General features: G+C 52.6%; 15 protein-coding genes and 1 tRNA gene. 6 read left to right on the forward strand and 10 right to left on the reverse strand.

The genetic code is table 11. The annotated features are described in order from the left end of the window. Window positions 1-36: 36 nt before the first annotated feature. Window positions 37-2259: an intimin-like inverse autotransporter SinH gene (sinH, locus tag ACVV26_RS18625; RefSeq protein WP_474798693.1), complete on the reverse strand. Its 2223-nt coding sequence runs from the start codon at window positions 2257-2259 to the stop codon at window positions 37-39. A gap of 494 nt (window positions 2260-2753) precedes the next feature. On the opposite strand from sinH, the gene ACVV26_RS18630 reads away from it, so the two are divergent. After that, complete coding sequence (locus ACVV26_RS18630) at window positions 2754-3989, forward strand: multifunctional CCA addition/repair protein (protein WP_474798695.1); 1236 nt, start codon at window positions 2754-2756, stop codon at window positions 3987-3989. A 16-nt stretch (window positions 3990-4005) separates the two neighbouring features. On the opposite strand, the gene bacA is transcribed toward ACVV26_RS18630, so the two are convergent. Together bacA and folB are read right to left on the reverse strand one after the other, a co-directional pair. Next, window positions 4006-4824, reverse strand: a complete 819-nt coding sequence (gene bacA / locus ACVV26_RS18635; protein ID WP_474798697.1) for an undecaprenyl-diphosphate phosphatase — start codon at window positions 4822-4824, stop codon at window positions 4006-4008. A gap of 114 nt (window positions 4825-4938) precedes the next feature. Beyond that, entirely contained in the window at window positions 4939-5307 is a 369-nt protein-coding gene (gene folB, locus ACVV26_RS18640) for a bifunctional dihydroneopterin aldolase/7,8-dihydroneopterin epimerase (protein ID WP_474801915.1), read from the reverse strand. Window positions 5308-5413: 106 nt separating this feature from the next. On the opposite strand from folB, the gene plsY reads away from it, so the two are divergent. Continuing rightward, window positions 5414-6031 carry a glycerol-3-phosphate 1-O-acyltransferase PlsY gene (plsY, locus tag ACVV26_RS18645; RefSeq protein WP_312981697.1) on the forward strand — a complete coding sequence of 206 codons (618 nt, stop codon included), beginning with the start codon at window positions 5414-5416 and terminating at the stop codon, window positions 6029-6031. 16 nt (window positions 6032-6047) lie between these two features. Here the strand turns inward: plsY and tsaD are convergent, their stop codons facing one another. Continuing rightward, a complete protein-coding gene (gene tsaD / locus ACVV26_RS18650) occupies window positions 6048-7061 on the reverse strand; it encodes a tRNA (adenosine(37)-N6)-threonylcarbamoyltransferase complex transferase subunit TsaD (RefSeq protein WP_474798699.1) in 1014 nt (337 codons plus the stop codon). A 245-nt stretch (window positions 7062-7306) separates the two neighbouring features. Between tsaD and rpsU the strand changes: the two genes are divergently transcribed. The 3 genes from rpsU to rpoD all read left to right on the forward strand — a co-directional run bounded on the left by rpsU (window position 7307) and on the right by rpoD (window position 11441). After that, a complete protein-coding gene (gene rpsU / locus ACVV26_RS18655; RefSeq protein WP_001144069.1) occupies window positions 7307-7522 on the forward strand; it encodes a 30S ribosomal protein S21 in 216 nt (71 codons plus the stop codon). Between the two features lie 178 nt (window positions 7523-7700). Next, complete coding sequence (gene dnaG, locus ACVV26_RS18660; RefSeq protein WP_474798701.1) at window positions 7701-9443, forward strand: DNA primase; 1743 nt, start codon at window positions 7701-7703, stop codon at window positions 9441-9443. Between the two features lie 153 nt (window positions 9444-9596). Continuing rightward, the gene (gene rpoD / locus ACVV26_RS18665) at window positions 9597-11441 is read left to right on the forward strand and encodes an RNA polymerase sigma factor RpoD (RefSeq protein WP_474798703.1); all 1845 of its coding nucleotides are present in this window, start codon (window positions 9597-9599) and stop codon (window positions 11439-11441) included. A gap of 50 nt (window positions 11442-11491) precedes the next feature. Here the strand turns inward: rpoD and mug are convergent, their stop codons facing one another. Beyond that, complete coding sequence (mug, locus tag ACVV26_RS18670; protein ID WP_474798705.1) at window positions 11492-11998, reverse strand: G/U mismatch-specific DNA glycosylase; 507 nt, start codon at window positions 11996-11998, stop codon at window positions 11492-11494. Window positions 11999-12123: 125 nt separating this feature from the next. Between mug and ACVV26_RS18675 the strand changes: the two genes are divergently transcribed. After that, window positions 12124-12199: transfer RNA gene (locus ACVV26_RS18675), tRNA-Ile, on the forward strand. Window positions 12200-12295: 96 nt separating this feature from the next. Here ACVV26_RS18675 and ACVV26_RS18680 read toward each other — a convergent pair. From ACVV26_RS18680 to ACVV26_RS18700, 5 genes are all read right to left on the reverse strand, one after another. Beyond that, complete coding sequence (locus ACVV26_RS18680) at window positions 12296-12595, reverse strand: DUF1889 family protein (RefSeq protein ID WP_474801918.1); 300 nt, start codon at window positions 12593-12595, stop codon at window positions 12296-12298. Window positions 12596-12855: 260 nt separating this feature from the next. Continuing rightward, complete coding sequence (locus tag ACVV26_RS18685) at window positions 12856-14859, reverse strand: TonB-dependent receptor domain-containing protein (protein WP_474798707.1); 2004 nt, start codon at window positions 14857-14859, stop codon at window positions 12856-12858. A gap of 10 nt (window positions 14860-14869) precedes the next feature. Beyond that, complete coding sequence (gene yncE / locus ACVV26_RS18690; protein WP_474798710.1) at window positions 14870-15928, reverse strand: 7-bladed beta-propeller protein YncE; 1059 nt, start codon at window positions 15926-15928, stop codon at window positions 14870-14872. A gap of 203 nt (window positions 15929-16131) precedes the next feature. Continuing rightward, window positions 16132-18222, reverse strand: a complete 2091-nt coding sequence (gene foxA, locus ACVV26_RS18695) for a ferrioxamine B receptor FoxA (RefSeq protein WP_474798712.1) — start codon at window positions 18220-18222, stop codon at window positions 16132-16134. 140 nt (window positions 18223-18362) lie between these two features. Beyond that, the gene (locus ACVV26_RS18700; protein WP_474798714.1) at window positions 18363-19352 is read right to left on the reverse strand and encodes a helix-turn-helix transcriptional regulator; all 990 of its coding nucleotides are present in this window, start codon (window positions 19350-19352) and stop codon (window positions 18363-18365) included. Window positions 19353-19405: the final 53 nt, after the last annotated feature.

Raw genomic sequence — 19405 nt, forward strand, 5'->3', positions numbered from 1 at the left:
GTTCTCCTGGAATGATTCTTTTAGCGGCTGATAAGATCAGTTTCCGCCCTGACTTTCTTTAAATCTGTAAGCGACACGTAATCCGTATCCCTGAATACCACCCTGTTCAGTCGCGCCGAATTTCTCCGCCGCTTCCCGGTTGGTCGCGGGGATAATCAGGTCCTGATTCTCGGTATGGGTTTGTGCTCCGGTATGTCCCTGTGCGTTCTGTCCGGTAAATACCCAGCGGTAGTCATACGACGCCATTTCTTCTTCGCTGAGTTGCTCTGCACGTTGAAAAACGCCATCGTTGTTTTTGTCGCGCCACAGCACAAACCGATAGCGCTTATCCATCGCGAGAAGGCGGTCTTTTTTACCGATAAGATTCAATGGATTGCTCTCGTCAACCTGATAAATCAGCGGGTTAACCGGCCCTAATGGATCGCCGATAAATGTGGCATCAATAAAATTGCTGTCGCCATAGGCATCGGTTTTCGCTTTCCAGTGAAATGTTCCCGGCAACGTACTGGCCAATGTGACCGTACCCGCCTCTTTATCTCGCGACGCAATAAATACACAGGGAGATTCAGTGGCGCATGGCGTATCGTGCAGCGTCACTTTTTGATCGGTGCTGTCGTAAAGCTCTGGATCCATGACCTCATCTTTCAGCGTATTGCCTTTGTTATCCGTGGTATCGCCAAAAGCATCCGTCAGCAGCAGTCCCAGGGTGATGCCTTGTTTGCCGTCAGCCTGCACGCTGGCTTCATGGCTATGGTCGGTACGATCGGTATCCGTGCTGTTATCCGCAATCAGCTCAATATGGCGGTTTTGCTTAATGTTAATTTCCACCACGCTGGAGTTCTGGCGATTGCCCTTTTCATCTTCCAGCGCAATGCGTACCCGCCATGTGTTTAGCGCGTTACGTTCAGCTTCTGTCGGCGCGTTATGCCAGGCCGGCAGGATAAGATTCCAGTGGTTGTTATTACCTTCAGTCAGGGTATGAGCTTTAATAACCGGCATAACTAACGTTTGATTGGCGTTATTTTTTGATTGCCATGATGCTGCAATAATTTTGTAGTGATGTTTAATGAGCGCATTAATCGTCCAACGGCATTTCTCAAGGCCTATTGCCGCCTCGGGTGTATCTTTAATAACGCATTCCGGATGCTCATTTGCCGCATCCGCTTTTAACCATAAACTGACTTCCAGTGGATCTTTCTCGCGATATTCAAGCACGATGAAATTATTACGCGCGACAAAATCATGGCGGCTGGCAATCATTGAATGCATCGCCTCAACATTATCCGAATTGAGCTGATCCTTTAAGGCAGTGCCAAAGCGATAATTAACGGCAGCATTAATACTCAACTCAGAATTATCACCGCCATCGGCTTTATAGTCGGCCCCTAACGTCAGAAGAGGAACGGGCGTGTACGTTAATCCAACCGTTGTGGCATGCGGATCTTTCTGTAAATTGTCTTTGCCAAATAACGCAACTTCGTCACCGTAATAGCGTTCATATATCAGCTTACCCCCAAACTGCGGCCAGGCAGGCAACCACCCTTCCATACGGACATCCCATCCACGGGCTGGCCTTTCTTCATAAAAATCAAAATCTTCTGAATCCTGCCAGTCTGACAGCGGGTGGTAATAATTTCCTGACAATTTCAGATAGTTTGTCCATGCTTCACCACCAAAACCCAGACGTTGATGACGGCGGCTAAAATCATAGTCATAGAAGACGTTGCCACCCAGTAACCAATCCCCAACGTTCTGTCGAATGCCTATCCCTGCATTGCCAATGGTGCGCTCTTCTTTGCGCATTGCTGAAAACTCACTAAAAAATAGCGACTTATTATTATCGTACCAAGGGATAAAATAGTCCAAAGAGCTGCCTTCCAGATCGCCTTCATCACTTATTGCCAGGCTGGCGCGGACATTCCCCCACGGCGACATTGCGCTTTCAAGATAGGACTGGGCTGATGATATGATCTGGTTATGCACATACCCGCGCGCTTGTGATTCCAGCGCATCTGGCGTCAGGTTCTCAAATCCCTGAGTAGCGGAATTAATAAAATAATCTGATGCCTTTTTCTGTATTGACGTATTCTGCGAATCATTCTTTTGCGACTGTTGTTCCGTATTTCCACCACCCAGCTCAGGTAAAGAATTCATAGCGGATTCGTCTGAGATAATTTTTGACGCCGGATTCTCTTGCGAATACGCACAATTTATCCAGAGACAAATTATTATTATGACAGTCCAGTTCCCGCGATTCATTTTTCTACTATTTATCCGAAAAATACCTGAACAGTTGCGCATAAATTCATAAAAAGGAATGCACAATAGTTATTATCTGAAAGCCAATGAACTCCACGAAATCAATAGTTCAAATAAAACTCCATAAGCAGCATTCTCTACACGATGTCGATATCACTGTGCCAAATACAATAGTTCTATTTGCGTTATGAATTCCTGAGAAGTTGTTTTTACAGTTTGTGATATACAGACACAATTTCCTTCACTCTGAAACTCAGTATCATTATGTCCATTTTTGGATCAATCGCAATTAAGTGCCATTAAATATGATTTCAGTTAATTTTAATGAATGTAATTTAAGTTAATCATTGAAAATTTATATATAAAATAACGAATACATTCTTCAGTAAATCCTGCCGCGTTCTCCGCAGGCGAGGCTGCCATGCTTTTCACCTTGGCCTTCTCCTCTACACTTACGTATTATCTCAACGCTAACGTCAACAAGAGAGGTATGGGTGAAGAGCTATTTGGTCGGTGGTGCAGTGCGTGATGGGTTGTTAGGGCTACCGGTTAAAGACAGAGACTGGGTTGTGGTAGGTGCAACGCCTGCGCAGATGCTTGAGCTGGGCTATCAACAGGTTGGGCGCGATTTCCCGGTGTTTCTGCACCCGCAAACGCGTGAAGAGTATGCGCTGGCGCGTACCGAACGGAAAAACGGCTACGGTTATACCGGCTTTGTTTGCTACGCCGCGCCCGACGTCACCCTGGAGCAAGATTTACTGCGCCGCGATTTGACGATTAACGCCATTGCGCTGGACGAAAACGGCGAGTTTGTCGACCCGTATAACGGACGCGCAGATATCAAAAAGCGCCTGCTGCGCCATGTTTCCGGCGCGTTCAATGAAGATCCGTTGCGTGTTTTACGGGTGGCGCGTTTCGCCGCCCGCTTTGCCCATCTGAATTTCACCATCGCCGAAGAAACACAGACGCTGATGCGTGAGATGACCGAGGCAGGCGAGCTGGCCCATCTCACCCCGGAGCGGGTCTGGAAAGAGACCGAAAACGCGCTGCGCTCCCATAATCCGCATATCTTTTTCAAAGTGCTGCGCGATTGCGGGGCGCTGAAGGTGTTGTTCCCGGAACTGGATGCGCTGTTCGGCGTGCCTGCGCCGGAAAAATGGCATCCGGAAATCGATACCGGCGTACACGTGCTGATGACGCTGTCGATGGCGGCGATGCTGAGCCCGGAGGTGGACGTGCGCTTTGCCACACTGACGCACGATGTCGGCAAAGGTCTAACGCCGCCGCGACTCTGGCCGCGCCATCACGGACATGGCCCGGCTGGCGTTCCGCTGGTCGAAAATATCTGCCAGCGGTTACGGGTGCCGAATGACATCCGCGACCTCGCCAGGCTAGTGGCGGAGTTCCACGATCTCATCCATACCCTGCCGATTTTGCAGCCAAAAACCATTGTGAAGCTGTTCGACTCTATCGACGCCTGGCGTAAGCCCCAGCGAGTAGAACAGATTGCGTTAACCAGCGAAGCGGACGTGCGCGGACGCCAGGGCTTTGAGGGCTGCGATTATCCGCAAGGACGGCTGTTGCGTGAAGCCTGGGAAGTGGCGAAAGCGGTCTCGCCAAAAGAGGTGGTCGCGGACGGATTTAAAGGCATTGAGGTACGGGAAGAGTTAACCAAACGGCGCGTCAGAGCGGTCGCGCAATGGAAAGCCGAGCGTTGCCCCCAGCCCTGAGGCCGGGGGCAATTCATCACATAAAGACCACGTAGACCGCCGCCGCCACGATAAAGCGGTAAATCGCGAACGGGATAAACGAAATCCGTTTGATGATTTGCAGGAAGGTTTTGATCGCCACCAGCGCCACCAGAAACGCGGTGACAAAACCCACGGCGAACATAGGAATATCCGCCGCCGTCAGGAAGTGGAAGCTTTTATACAGATCGAGCGCCGTCGCGCCCATCATCATCGGCACCGCCAGCAGGAACGAAAACTCTGATGCGGCGTAACGGCTGACGCCCACCAGCATCCCGCCGGAAATGGTCGCACCGGAACGCGAAAAGCCCGGCCACAGCGCCAGGCACTGGAAGCAGCCGATAGTGAACGCCTGGCGGTAAGTCATATCATCCAGCCCCAGCGCACGTGGCTCTTTAGGTTTAAAGACCTCCGCCGCGATCAGCAGCACCCCGCCGACGACCAGCGCATACATCACGTTAATCGGGTTAAACAGCGATTTAATCAGGTCATGGAACACCAGGCCCAGCACCACGGCTGGCACCATGCCCAGCAAAATGTGGACTAATGACAGGCGGCTGCGGCCCACGCCTTCATGCGGTGAGCGGCCAAAATGAATGCCGATCAAACTGAACAGGCGGCGCCAGAACATCACGACCACTGCCAGGATCGAACCCAACTGAATCACCACTTCAAACGTCTTGGCCGTTTCCCCTTCAAAGCCCAGCAGGTGGCCCACGATAATCATATGCCCGGTGCTGGAAACCGGCAGAAACTCGGTTAAACCTTCAACTACGCCGAGAATCGCCGCGATGACCAGCGAATGCAGATCGCCCATGAAATGTCCTCGTACCCCAAAAAAAATCAAAAAAAACGGCGGGCGCAGTGCGCTTGCCGTAAATGCTCGAGCTATAAGACCAATATAGCCGCGTTAGGTTTAATAATTATTAACTTAAATGATTTGATTAGGATTAACGCCACGCTGAATGATTACGCCCACGTTAGCCGCCTGCGCAACCGCGCCGGGTTTACTGATTTTGATCTTCACCCACGGCGTATTGAAGCGGGTGAGCAACAGTTCAGCGACTTCTTCCGCCACACGTTCCACCAACGCAAATTTACCGCCCTGAACGTGGTTGATGATCGCCTCGCTCACATCGGCATAGCTCAGACAATCCGCCACGTCGTCGCTTTTGCCCGCCGGACGATTGTCCCAGGCCATTTCGATATCGAACATTAACTTCTGTTCGATAGTTTGCTCCCAGTCGTAAACACCAATAGTGGTGATTATCGAAAGTTGCTCTATAAATACTATATCCATCATGACCTGCCTGTTTTTAGCGCGCCCGGATACCACTTCCGGCAAATTATGCGTATTATCCACAGATGCAGAGAATAAAACGACATTTTCAAAACGGAACAGCGTTATGAGTGCAATCGCGCCTGGAATGATCCTCCTTGCGTACCTTTGCGGCTCAATTTCCAGCGCCATTTTGGTCTGCCGTATCGCAGGTTTGCCCGATCCGCGCGATAGCGGCTCCGGGAATCCCGGCGCGACCAACGTATTACGCATAGGTGGCAAGGGAGCAGCCGTAGCGGTACTGATTTTCGACGTGCTGAAAGGCATGCTGCCCGTCTGGGGAGCTTATGCGCTCGGTCTTTCCCCGTTCTGGTTAGGGTTAGTCGCTATCGCCGCCTGTCTGGGCCACATCTGGCCGGTGTTTTTTGGTTTTCGCGGTGGCAAAGGCGTCGCCACGGCGTTTGGCGCGATTGCGCCTATCGGCTGGGATCTCACCGGTGTGATGGCCGGTACCTGGCTGCTCAGTGTGCTACTCAGCGGTTACTCTTCTTTAGGTGCCATTGTCAGCGCGCTGATTGCGCCGTTTTACGTCTGGTGGTTTAAGCCCCAGTTCACCTTCCCGGTTTCTATGCTCTCCTGCCTGATTTTACTGCGTCATCACGACAATATTCAGCGGCTGTGGCGCGGCCAGGAAACCAAAATCTGGCAAAAGCTGAAAAGAAAGCAAAAAAAAGAAGAGCAGTAAGCTCTTCTTTTTTCATTTACGCGGCAGGCAGTTCCGCCAGCGGCCAGCGCGGCCGTACCGACACGCTTAAATCCGCGTTGCCACCCGCTTTTAAACGCACCATGCCCGCATAAGCGATCATGGCGCCGTTATCGGTGCAAAACTCCGGGCGGGCGTAGAACACTTCACCGCCGCGTTTTTTCATCATCTCAGCCAGCCTGGCGCGCAGGGTGCGGTTAGCGCTGACGCCCCCCGCTATCACCAGCCGCTTAAAGCCGGTTTGCTCAAGCGCGCGGCGGCATTTGATCATCAGCGTATCTACCACCGCATCTTCAAACGCGCGGGCGATGTCCGCATGGGTTTGCGGATCGGGCGCGTTATCACGAATAGTATTGGCGGCAAACGTTTTAAGCCCCGAGAAGCTGAAGTCCAGCCCAGGGCGATCGGTCATTGGGCGCGGGAAAGTAAAGCGATCGGGATTGCCGTTATCGGCCAGTTTCGACAGCATCGGGCCGCCGGGATAATCCAGGCCCAGCAGTTTTGCTGTCTTATCAAAGGCTTCACCTGCGGCGTCATCAATAGACTCGCCCAGCAGCTGATATTCACCGATCCCGGTAACGGAAATCAGCTGGGTATGGCCGCCGGACACCAGCAGCGCGACGAACGGAAATTCCGGGGGATTGTCCTCCAGCATTGGTGCCAGCAAATGCCCCTCCATGTGGTGCACCGGCACCGCAGGAACATCCCAGGCAAACGCCAGTGCGCGTCCGACGGTCGCACCGACCAGCAATGCGCCCACCAGGCCAGGACCTGCGGTATAAGCCACCGCATCGATATCGCTGGCGGTAAGTCCGGCGTTTTTCATCGCTTCCTGAATCAGGGGCACGGTTTTACGCACATGGTCGCGGGACGCCAGTTCCGGTACCACGCCGCCGTAATCGGCGTGCAGTTTCACCTGGCTATACAGTTCGTTAGCCAACAGCCCTTTTTCATCGTCATAAATGGCGATGCCGGTTTCATCGCAGGATGTTTCAATACCCAGTACACGCATGCTTATTTTTACCTCTTTTGCCTGCGCCGCAGTGTATGCGCTGAGGTCGTCATTGTAAAACATTGCTCATCGGCCTGCGGGATAGTGTATAATCCCCGCCCCTGTAAGAATGCCACCGAAAAGCGGTTTTTGTTCCTCCTGTTGCTTTACAAAGCATCAGCAGTTGCAGTAAAATTCCGCACCATTTTGAATTAAGCTGGCGTTGATGCCAGCAGCAAACCGATTTAATCAAAGGTGAGAGGCACATGCCGGTAATTAAAGTACGTGAAAACGAGCCGTTCGACGTAGCACTGCGTCGCTTCAAACGTTCCTGTGAAAAAGCAGGTGTTCTGGCGGAAGTTCGTCGTCGTGAGTTCTATGAAAAACCGACTACCGAACGTAAACGCGCCAAAGCTTCTGCTGTGAAACGTCACGCGAAGAAACTGGCTCGCGAAAACGCACGCCGTACTCGTCTGTACTAATCTCTGGAGGGGACTCCCCTCCTTTCAGACCGAGTTGTAGTTGTAAAGGCCGTGCTTCCGAAAGGAATGCGCGGCTTATTTTCGTTTATGAACTGACATCCCTACGCTTTTTGCCCCGCATCGCCAGAACGCGATCGCATTGAATATTTAGCAGAAAGTTAGCGGGTAAATGGGGCTTATGGCTGGACGAATCCCACGTGTCTTTATTAATGACCTGCTGGCTCGCACCGATATTGTCGACCTCGTTGACGCTCGGGTAAAGCTCAAGAAACAGGGCAAAAATTATCACGCGTGCTGTCCGTTCCATAATGAGAAAACACCTTCATTTACCGTAAACGGCGAAAAGCAGTTCTACCATTGCTTTGGCTGCGGTGCGCACGGTAACGCCATCGACTTTTTGATGAATTACGACAAGCTCGAGTTCGTCGAAACCGTTGAAGAACTGGCGGCTATGCATAACCTGGACGTGCCTTATGAGGCGGGTTCCGGGCCGAGCCAGATAGAACGCCACCAGCGGCAGAATTTGTACCAGTTGTTGGATGGCCTGAGTGCGTTTTATCAACAATCCCTGACGCAACCGAATGCCAGCGACGCGCGTGACTATCTTTCCCGACGCGGTTTAAGCGCCGACGTCATTTCGCGCTTCGCTATCGGTTATGCGCCTGCCGGTTGGGACAATGTGCTCAAGCGCTTCGGCGGCAACGATGAAAATCGTCAGTCGCTGATTGATGCTGGCATGTTGGTCACCAACGATCGCGGGCGCAGTTACGACCGTTTCCGCGAACGGGTGATGTTCCCGATCCGCGATAAACGGGGCCGGGTGATTGGTTTTGGCGGTCGCGTATTGGGCGACGGCCAGCCTAAATATTTAAACTCGCCGGAAACCGATATTTTCCATAAGGGTCGCCAGCTGTATGGCCTTTATGAAGCGCAGCAGAGCAGCCCTGAACCGGCGCGCCTGCTGGTGGTCGAAGGCTATATGGATGTGGTTGCGCTGGCGCAATACGACATCAACTACGCGGTAGCGTCATTAGGGACCTCAACCACGGCTGACCATATTCAGCTGCTGTTTCGGGTCACCAACAATGTGATTTGTTGTTATGACGGCGACCGTGCCGGCCGGGACGCGGCATGGCGCGCGCTGGAAACGGCGCTGCCTTATATGACCGATGGTCGGCAGCTGCGCTTTATGTTTCTACCCGACGGCGAAGACCCGGATACGCTGGTGCGTAAAGAAGGCAAAGACGCGTTTGAAGCGCGTATGGAGCAGGCCCAGCCGCTCTCGACCTTCTTGTTTAACAGCCTGATGCCGCAGGTCGATTTGAGTACGCCGGATGGCCGTGCGCAACTAAGCACGCTGGCGCTGCCGCTGATCACTCAGGTGCCGGGCGAGACGCTGCGAATCTATCTGCGCCAGGAATTAGGAAAAAAGCTCGGTATCCTCGATGACAGCGCGCTGGAGCGCCTGATGCCGAAGCAGGCCGACGCTGCGGTACGTACCGCGCCGACGCTAAAACGCACAACCATGCGTATACTGATAGGACTGCTGTTGCAGAATCCAGAACTGGCGCCGCAGGTGCCGCCACTGGATGCGCTGGACAAAGACAAACTGCCTGGGCTTGGTTTATTTGCAGAACTGGTCAACACTTGTTTGTCTCAGCCAGGCCTGACCACCGGCCAGCTTTTAGAGCAGTATCGCGGTACTAAAGAGGCCGCCACCCTTGAAAAACTGTCGATGTGGGACGATATAGCAGATAAGGACATTGCAGAAAAAACGTTCACCGACTCACTCAACCATATGTTTGATTCGATGCTTGAACAGCGCCAGGAAGAGCTCATCGCTCGCGAGCGCACGCACGGTTTAAGCAGCGAAGAACGCCGGGAGCTCTGGAGACTGAACCAGGAACTGGCAAAAAAATGAATTCTGCGGCTTAACTGCCGATTATCGTTCGGGTGAACCCCCGAAAGCCGCAAAGAGGCGCTGCGGCATGAAAATAAATCAGCCCTCGCTCGTTATTGTTGGCGGTCACGCCTGCCGACACAACCCTCATGAAATAAGTGTGGATACCGTCTTATGGAGCAAAACCCGCAGTCACAGCTGAAGCTTCTCGTCACTCGTGGTAAGGAGCAAGGCTATCTGACCTATGCCGAGGTCAATGACCATCTGCCGGAAGATATCGTCGACTCCGATCAGATCGAAGACATCATCCAAATGATTAATGACATGGGCATCCAGGTGATGGAAGAAGCACCGGACGCCGATGATCTGTTGCTTGCTGAAAACTCAAACAACACTGATGAAGATGCAGAAGAAGCTGCTGCTCAGGTGCTGTCCAGCGTTGAGTCTGAAATCGGGCGTACTACAGACCCGGTTCGTATGTACATGCGTGAAATGGGTACCGTTGAACTGTTGACCCGCGAAGGCGAAATCGACATCGCGAAACGCATTGAAGACGGGATCAACCAGGTTCAGTGTTCTGTTGCCGAGTACCCGGAAGCCATCACCTATCTGTTGGAACAATACGACCGCGTTGAAGCGGGCGAAGCGCGTCTGTCCGACCTGATCACCGGCTTTGTCGACCCGAACGCGGAAGAAGATCTCGCACCGACCGCGACCCACGTGGGTTCCGAACTGTCCAGCGAAGAGCTGGAAGATGACGAAGACGAAGATGAAGACGAAGACGACGACAGCAGTGATGATGACAACACCATCGACCCGGAACTGGCCCGTGAGAAGTTCAGCGAACTTCGCACCCAGTACGAAGCCGCGCGCGTTGTCATCAAAGCGAAAGGCCGCAGCGACAAAGCCGCTCAGGAAGAGATCCTGAAGCTGTCTGAAGTGTTCAAACAGTTCCGCCTGGTGCCGAAACAGTTTGATTACCTGGTTAACAGCATGCGTATCATGATGGACCGCGTGCGTACCCAGGAACGTATCATCATGAAGATGTGCGTTGAACAGTGCAAAATGCCGAAGAAAAACTTCATCACGCTGTTTACCGGCAATGAAACCAGCGAAACCTGGTTCAATGCAGCGCTGGCCATGAACAAACCGTGGTCCGAAAAGCTGAAAGACGTGGCTGAAGATGTGCATCGCAGCCTTCAAAAATTGCAGCAGATCGAAGAAGAAACCGGCCTGACCATTGAGCAGGTTAAAGATATCAACCGTCGTATGTCCATCGGTGAAGCAAAAGCCCGCCGTGCGAAGAAAGAGATGGTTGAAGCGAACTTGCGTCTGGTGATTTCTATCGCCAAGAAATACACCAACCGTGGTCTGCAGTTCCTCGACCTGATTCAGGAAGGCAACATTGGCCTGATGAAAGCAGTAGATAAGTTCGAATACCGCCGCGGTTATAAGTTCTCGACCTACGCCACCTGGTGGATCCGTCAGGCAATTACCCGCTCTATCGCGGATCAGGCACGCACCATCCGTATTCCGGTGCATATGATTGAGACCATCAACAAGCTCAACCGTATTTCTCGCCAGATGCTGCAGGAAATGGGCCGCGAACCAACGCCGGAAGAGCTGGCCGAGCGCATGCTGATGCCGGAAGACAAAATCCGCAAAGTGCTGAAAATCGCTAAAGAGCCAATCTCCATGGAAACGCCGATTGGCGACGATGAAGATTCGCATTTAGGGGATTTCATCGAGGATACCACCCTCGAATTACCGCTGGATTCTGCCACCACCGAGAGTCTGCGTGCCGCCACGCACGATGTGCTGGCTGGTCTGACCGCCCGTGAAGCGAAAGTGTTGCGTATGCGTTTTGGTATCGATATGAATACCGACCATACACTGGAAGAAGTGGGTAAACAGTTCGACGTGACCCGCGAACGTATTCGTCAGATCGAAGCGAAGGCGCTGCGTAAACTGCGCCACCCGAGCCGTTCTGAAGTGCTGCGTAGCTTCCTGGACGATTAATCGTTCACTCCGTTAAAAGACCCTCTTCGTGAGGGTTTTTTTATGCCTGCTTATAGCCCACGAGACACCAACGCTTCATCCAGTTCCCGATATGCCTCAATAAGTTTATCCAGCGATGCGCGATTTAGCCCGCTGGGATTAGGGAGTACCCATACCTCGGTGTCGCCAATGGTTATCGACTGCTTACCCCATTTTACGCCACGCTGGCTGAATGCCTGCTCAAAGGCCTTTTTACCTAATACTGCCAGCGCAGCTGGCTGATAATCGTTAATTTTGCGGATAAGCTCGCGTCCGCCGGTACGCAGTTCATGCAACCCCACTTCACTCGCCTGCACCGTTGGGCGCTCCACCAGCATGGTGATACCGCAACGGGTATCCAGTAACTGCTGTTCTTCTTCAGGAAGCAATTGCTTATCGGTAAACCCGGCCTGATGAATGACTTTCCAGAAGCGGTTTCCCGGATGAGCAAAATGGAATCCGGTATGAGCGGAGGATTTGCCCGGGTTAATCCCGCAAAACACGACTCTTAACCCCGGCGCTAATATGTCGTTGATCATGATAACCCCTGATAACCTTCGGATTCGTAAAGTATAAAAGACCGTTTTTAAAATGCTGATAAAAGCAGCAGCCGCGCGGTAATGGCTGGATTGAGCGCAGCACATCCATTATAATCCAGCGCCACGGCCCCTTAGCTCAGTGGTTAGAGCAGGCGACTCATAATCGCTTGGTCGTTGGTTCAAACCCAACAGGGGCCACCAGATAAAACAAGGGCTTACGATAAACCGTAAGCCCTTTGTTATTTTAACAATATGTCAGAAACCCAGTCTTGACAGATTAATATGCCAATCACTTACTCACACCAGCTCCCGGAGCTGTTCCCGCATATATGAAGAAAAGTATTCAGGATCTTTGATAATCACCCGGTTGCCAGTGGCAATTTTTTCAGCCCATCCGGCTACTTTCTCTGTGAAACCCGTATTCCACCCCTCCTGGACCCCGCGTGCCGTAACATCAGCCGCGCTGGCCGGAACACCCAATTCGTTTAAGTACTTCAGTAATCCCTTGGTTGTGCTTTCATCCATAGGATCCGGCACTGATGCTGAAGTATTCATACCGTTAATGAAGTCCAATGCTTTATCGATTACTGCTGGCATACTCTTATCCTTAAAATTAACCAATGTAATAAATGAGCCTTTAAGACGAACAAAAACAAACGGCAACATCAAAGGGAGTGCCCCTGATTGGCCAAAAGCTCAAGCCCCTTTCACCATAGCAAATCCCCCTTGCGCAAACCCACTCGTCAGCTCCCGATTTGAGATATTGCATCATCATTTCATGCTGAGGATAAAAAAGGGGATAGACGATTTCTCATCTAACCCCTTGTTGTAACTGTTTTTTAACCTGATGGCTAAAATTAAAACTCCACCCGCGCGCCCAGGTTATAGCGACGCCCTTCAACCATCGACGTTTCGTTGTAACTGGTGGTATAAAGCGGATCCACATCAAACACGTTATAAACGCCTGCCATCAGTTGGGTATTTTTATTGAGCTGATAACGCGCGCCCAGGTCCACCATAATGTAGCTCTCGGTAGCGGTGGATTTCCCAACGTCCGGTGAATCGCTGCGGTAATTCGCTTTGGTCCACAGCACCAGATCGTTAGCCGCCGACCAGTTCAGCGAGACATTCGCCATATGTTTCGGGAAGTCGTTAAGTGCATAACCCTTTTGCGGGCCGCTGTTTTGTTCGCTGCGCGTCCAGGTATAGTTGGCGTTCGCCTTCAGCGTCGCAGTGATCTGCCAGTCGCCGTTTAGCTCAAGGCCATACACGTCGGCATCGCTAACATTGAAGTACTTATCCACGGTTTCCGCCGAATAGCCATTGTAGATACACGGCTGGGTGGCGGTTTCGGTGCAGATGTTGTAATCGCTAATCTTGTCTTTGAACTGGGTGTAGAACACGGTGCTATCCAGCGCCAGGCCCTCTCCCTGCCAGTAAAGGCCCAACTCGGTGTTAATGCTCTTTTCAGGTTTAAGATCGGCGTTGCCAATGACGATACCGGGATACGGTGGGCTGGAGCCGTACACGCTGGTGAAACCTTCGCTGGTCTGGCGCAGTTCCGGTTTTCTGTACCCGGATGAGACGCCGCCTTTCAGCGCCCAGGCTTCATCAATCGTCCAGTTACCGTAAATTTTTGGCGTCACGTGATAACCGAAGTAGCTATCGTGATCGAGGCGCGCTGACGTCGTCAGGGTAAAATCAGAAACGATCATCCACGCATCTTCAGCAAATACCGCCCAGCCATCACGGGAGATCTTGCTGACCGGCGTAACGCCGGGTGCCTCTTTATGCTCAATATCGAAGGTATCGTTGAGCTCTTCGCGGATGAAATTTGCGCCCAGCGTCAGCTTATGATCGTCCAGGCTGAAGGTATTCTGGGTGTTAGCCGTAAAATTGTTTTGCTTGATGTACTGAGGAGAGAGACCACCAGAACGGTATTGGGTATCGGCTTTCTCATAATTGACATAGTTCTTCGCCTCCAGCAGATCATCGCCATACCAGGCGTGCTGTGAAAGCGTAAAAGCCTGGCGGTTAAAATCCCAGTACCACGGGTTGCTCTTGTTATGGCTCTTCTCCTGTGTCCCGCCAACGATATTGAGATCCCATAGCTGGGTATCGGTCGCCGCTAGGCCCAGCGTCGCGTTGACGTTCTTCGAATCATGCTTAACAAAACGCTGCTTTGTCGGGCTGTCGTCATCACGGCGATCGAGCCAGTCAGCTCCCACGCTGATCCCCAGTTTGCCCGGGATCAGCGGCCCCATGACAAACGCGTTCATTTGATTAGTATTGCCATACTCGCTTTGCTCCTGAAGGAAGTAATTATCCTCCAGGGCGCCGGTCCAGTTCTCCTGCGCGTAGGGCTTTCTGGTGATCACGTTAACCACACCGCCCATCGCATCCGAACCATACAGTGACGACATCGGCCCGCGAATAACTTCGATGCGCTCAATCGCGGCCATCGGTGGCATAAAGTAGGCTTCCGTTCCGATGTGATGCCCATAGGGACGCGATTCCGCGGTGTTCTGCTTCACACCATTGACCAGGTACGATGTGTAATCGGAATCCAGGCCACGCATCTGCACGTTGCCGGTGGCTAAACTGCCGTGCCCGTTGCCTACCAGAACGCCAGGGATATCCTGAAAGGCTTCGGTAATGTTCTGGTTTGATCGAACATTCAGTTCTTTCTGGTCAATTACCGAAATGGTGGCAGGCGCTTCGCGTTTTTCCTGTGAAAAACCCGAAGCCGTTACGACCATCACATCTTCATCTTTATTCGTTTTTTCAGCAGCATAGAGTGCGACTGGCATCATTGCCAGGGCGAGCGAAACCGCCACGGCCAGGCGTGTTTGAAGGATCATGCGGGTTACCTTAGAGCGTATTCAGGTCGATTTTCAGAACGTAATCAGCGGCTTTTGCTTTTTCATCTTGCTTAACGCTGACGTAAAGCGTTCTGGCATCCGGCGACAGCAGCAAACTGTTGGGCATCGCGGCGGTTTTGATGGTGTGCTTGATCGCGTAACTGCTGGCGTCGATCACGCTGATCTGGCGCGCATTACGGTGCGTCACATAGATTTCATCACGCGCGGCGTTATACAGCACAGCAATAGAATTAGGGGTTGGAATGCGGTGAACCAGTTCGCCGTTTGCCAGTTTCACCACCAGCACATCCTGCGTATTGGTATCGGCGATATAACCCAGCCCTGCTTTGGTGTTCAGCGCGATATTGAGGAAGTAGTGATGGGGATCTGCGGGATCGACTTTGACGTTGGAGAGAGGCTGCGAGGTTTTAGCATCCAGGGTAACCAGTTTGCCGCTGCCGGTGACGACGTAAACCCGATCGCCCGCCGTATCCACAGCAAAGCCGACAGGCTCTAACTTCTCAAGCGTGTTTATCAGTTGCTGTTTATCGGTATCCACCACCCAAAGCAGGCCCTTACCCTTCTCGCCAATGCCGGAAACATACAGACGCTGATGTTTGGCATCCAAAACCACTTCGCGCACATGCGCCTTTTTATTGGCATCGGCATCATCGCTTAACGGGATGATTTTAAGCTCTTTACCGGTGCGGGTATCCAGCAGCGTCAAAGAGCCTTCAAGCGCATTCCCCAGGTACAAAATATGGTTTTGCTGATCGATAGCGGTCGCGAATGTACGGCGCGTAGTGGCGATTTTCTCGCCGATCGCCAGCGTTTGCGGATCGAGTTTAAACACAAGGCCGCTGGTTTTGTCTTTATCAAACGAAGGTGCAGACGCAACGAAAATCGCCTGCTGCGACGTGTCCTGAGAAAGTTCATAAACGCCATGCCCTAAAGACGAGGAAACAAACGCGTTATCGGTAAATTCTTTCGCCAGGACGGAAGTTGATCCAAAGGTAAGCGCAACGGATAAAGCAAATATTGCCGATAATTTGAACGGGTTATTGACCATTGTAATTATTCCCTTACATTAATTTACCCTTTTGATGCTAATGAAAATCAATATCATTTGCAATATCAATTATGGTAGGGCGCTTATGCAGGTCTTTGATTCATTTACGTTAAGGCGGAGTGTTTGTGCGGGTTTATTACAGGCTGAGCCAGCCGCGTTACCACAGCTGGCTCATTTTCTAGGCAAATATGTTCAGTGCCGTATCAAAATTTCCAGGACACGCTGCCTACAATGCTGCGCTCTGCACCAAAGTAGCAATACGAGAGCGAGTTACAGGCCGCTACGTAGCTCCTGTCCGTCAGGTTACTGACGTTAAGCTGGGCGCTCAGGCCTTTTACGCCCAGTTTTGACAGGTCGTAACCCACCATCATATCCACCAGGGTATACGACGGCAGCGTATGGGTATTCTGGCGATCGCTGGTCACACCGTTAACATAACGCACGCCGGTGCCGACGGTTAATCCGTCCAGCGGGCCGGTTTGCACGTCATAACTCAGCCAGGCGCTGGCCATGTTGCGCGGCGCGTAAACGGCGCGTTTGCCCTGCTCTTCCGGGCTACTCTTTTTGTAACGGATATCTGTGTAGGTATACGCCGCCTGCATACGCAGGCTGTCGGTTAACTGCCCTACCGCTTCCAGCTCCACGCCCTCAGATTCAATTTCGCCGATAGAGCGGTACGGGTCGGTTGGCTCCTCTTTGGTGGCAATGTTTTCCTGATTGATGCGGAACACCGACGCGCTAAACTGGCTATTCCACCCTTCCGGCTCATACTTCACGCCCGCTTCCCACTGTTTGCCTTTCATCGGCTCCAGAATATTGCCGCTCTCATCAGCAAAACTGGTCGGCGTAAAGGCGGTGGAGTAGCTCACATAAGGTGCCACGCCGCTGTCGAACAGATACAACAACGCCGCGCGGCTGCTGAAGTTGTTTTTATCCAGATCGCTGCGGGTATTGTTGTAATTATCAATATTCGACACGCTCACCTGGTCGTAGCGGCCACCGAGCGTCAGGCGCCAGCGGTCAAGCGACATCTGATCCTGCAGGTAGTAACCCGTCTGGCGCAGCTTGTGCTTCTCTTTGCTGTACAGAGTGATGTAATCCGGCTGTGCGCCGTAAACCGGGTGGAACGCATTAATCGGCGGGAACGCGCCATAGTATCCGGTGGTGTGGTTGCTGCGATCCTGATAATCCATGCCGAGCAATACGCGGTGGTTAATCGCCCCGGTATCGAAGCTGCCGTCGATCTGGTTATCCAGCGTGATGGCACTCATCTTCTCGTCCGAACCGGAATAACCGCGATTCAGTTCGGTTTCGTTGAGCCAGTCCGCCGCATAAACCTGATTTAGCTCCACTTTGGTATGCAGATAACGCAGCTTCTGGCGCACCGACCAACCGCTATCGAACGTATGTTCGATGTTGTAGCCAACCATATTCTCCCGGCGGTCGTATTTATCGTAATCGTCCTCGCCTTCAAAGAAGGTGTTGGAAATTTTGTTGCCGTAATGCGAAACCACGGTCCCATCATAAGGCAAACCAGAGTGGCTGCCGCCTTCTGGATCGCGATGTAAATAGGCCATCAGATCGAGGCGCGTATTGTCCGTGATGCGCCAGGTCAGGCTCGGCATCAGCGCATAACGCTCTTCTTTCAGTGGGTCGAACTGGGAATCGGCATATCGGGTCATGCCGCTCAGGCGTACCGCCACCCGATCGTTATCATCCAGCGGGCCGGTGACATCAAACATCGCCCCGCGCTGCTGGTTATTACCCGCAAAAAGTTTAATTTCCCCGCCCGGATCGAACGAGGGTTTACGCGAAGTCAGCGCCACAATGCCGCCCGGCGACGAACGCCCGTACAGCACTGATGCCGGGCCGCGCACCACTTCAATATTTTCCAGGAACCACGGGTCGACCACCAGCGAGCTGTGCGAGTTGGTATCACCCATCATCTTCAGGCCATCAAGATAGACGTTGTCGAGGCTACCGTCAGAGAAACCGCGCAGCACGATATAGTCAAAGCGATTCGATGCACCGATTTGGTTGCTGTAGACGCCCGGCGTGTAACTCACCGCCTGGCGCACGCTGGTTGCGCCCTGCTCTTCAAACTGCCCGCGCGTGACGATGGACACCGCCTGCGGCGTTTCAATATCCGGTGTTGCCAGCTTGGTGGCACCGCTCAGCAATTGTGAAGTGACCACTACGGTATCGGTTTTTTGCGTATCCTGCGCCATTAAAGGTAAAGCGAGACTGCCGGTAACCCATCCCACCAGCAACGCCAGCCGCGATTTAGCGAACATGAATATCTCCAGAAAGCATTTCTAATTGTTAATAAGAATTATTACCTTTTTTAAGCCGTAAAAGGCTATGCGCGCCGCCAGATTGCGTATGCGCGCTGCCAAACTGCATAGGTTGTGTTCGCAAAGATGGGGGAAATGGGTTAGCTACCGGGGCGGAGATGACCCGGCGAAACGCCATAGCGGCGGCGAAAAGCAGTGGAGAAATTGGTGGCGTGCTGATAGCCCGATACCCAGGCGGCGTGCTGGACGCTGTGGCCTTCCAGCAGATAGCGTCGCGCCAGCGCCAGACGACAATCGCGCAAATAATCAAACACCGTACAGCCATAAGCCTGGCGGAATTTACTGCGTAAGCTGCTGGGGCTCATCGCCGCCTGCGCAGCCAGCTCCGCCAGCGAGTAATCGCGCTCCGGTGCGCTCTCAAGCTGTTGCCGCACCCGCTCCAGACGGTGTTGTTCACAACGAACCGGTGCGCCGCAGGTTTGCGCGCTTTTCTGGCGTGCGCTCAGTCCCTGCCCCAGTAACTGGAGCATTAAACCCTCCAGCATTAATTGCCGCGCTACGCCGTAGACCTGGCTCTGGCGAATATGCGTAAGCCCGGAAAGCAGGAAACCCGGCACCTGCCAGACAAACGTCGAGGGCCCGCGCATCTCCCATTCGCGCAATAATGAATCTAGCATACCGTTGCGCCAGGCATCGCCCGGAAAAACGCCCAGCGACAGGGTTTTCAGCTTGCTTTCCGCCGTATGCCGCGCATTCATTGTCTGATGCTCATACAGGCTGGAGCTGAACGCCATCCCGGCGCGCACCACATACTCTTTACCGTTAAGGGTTAAAACGACGCAGCCCTCCAGCACCACCAGCGTATACAGCGGGCTGCTGTAGCGAGAGAAGGTTTCATAAGGCTGAAGCACTTGCACATCAGAATGCGTAAGGGAAATACCTGGCGCGAGCGCAATCTCTTCCACATCGCCCTGCAAAACCGGCGCGTCAGCCTGATGGGAAGAAGCCAGCAGCGGGAAGCGGTAATCAATACCATAGCGCTCGCCAAACCCCTGAAAGTCGCTGACAAAAAACACTTTTTTCTGGGGTGGCTGAAGTAAATATTGCCGGGGTAGCGTTGCGTCGTTCATGGCTGGATCTACGGTAACAGTGGAACAGGAACCTTATCATTCCCGGCAACGCG

The organism is Atlantibacter sp. MEI4A-1023, assembly GCF_056155425.1.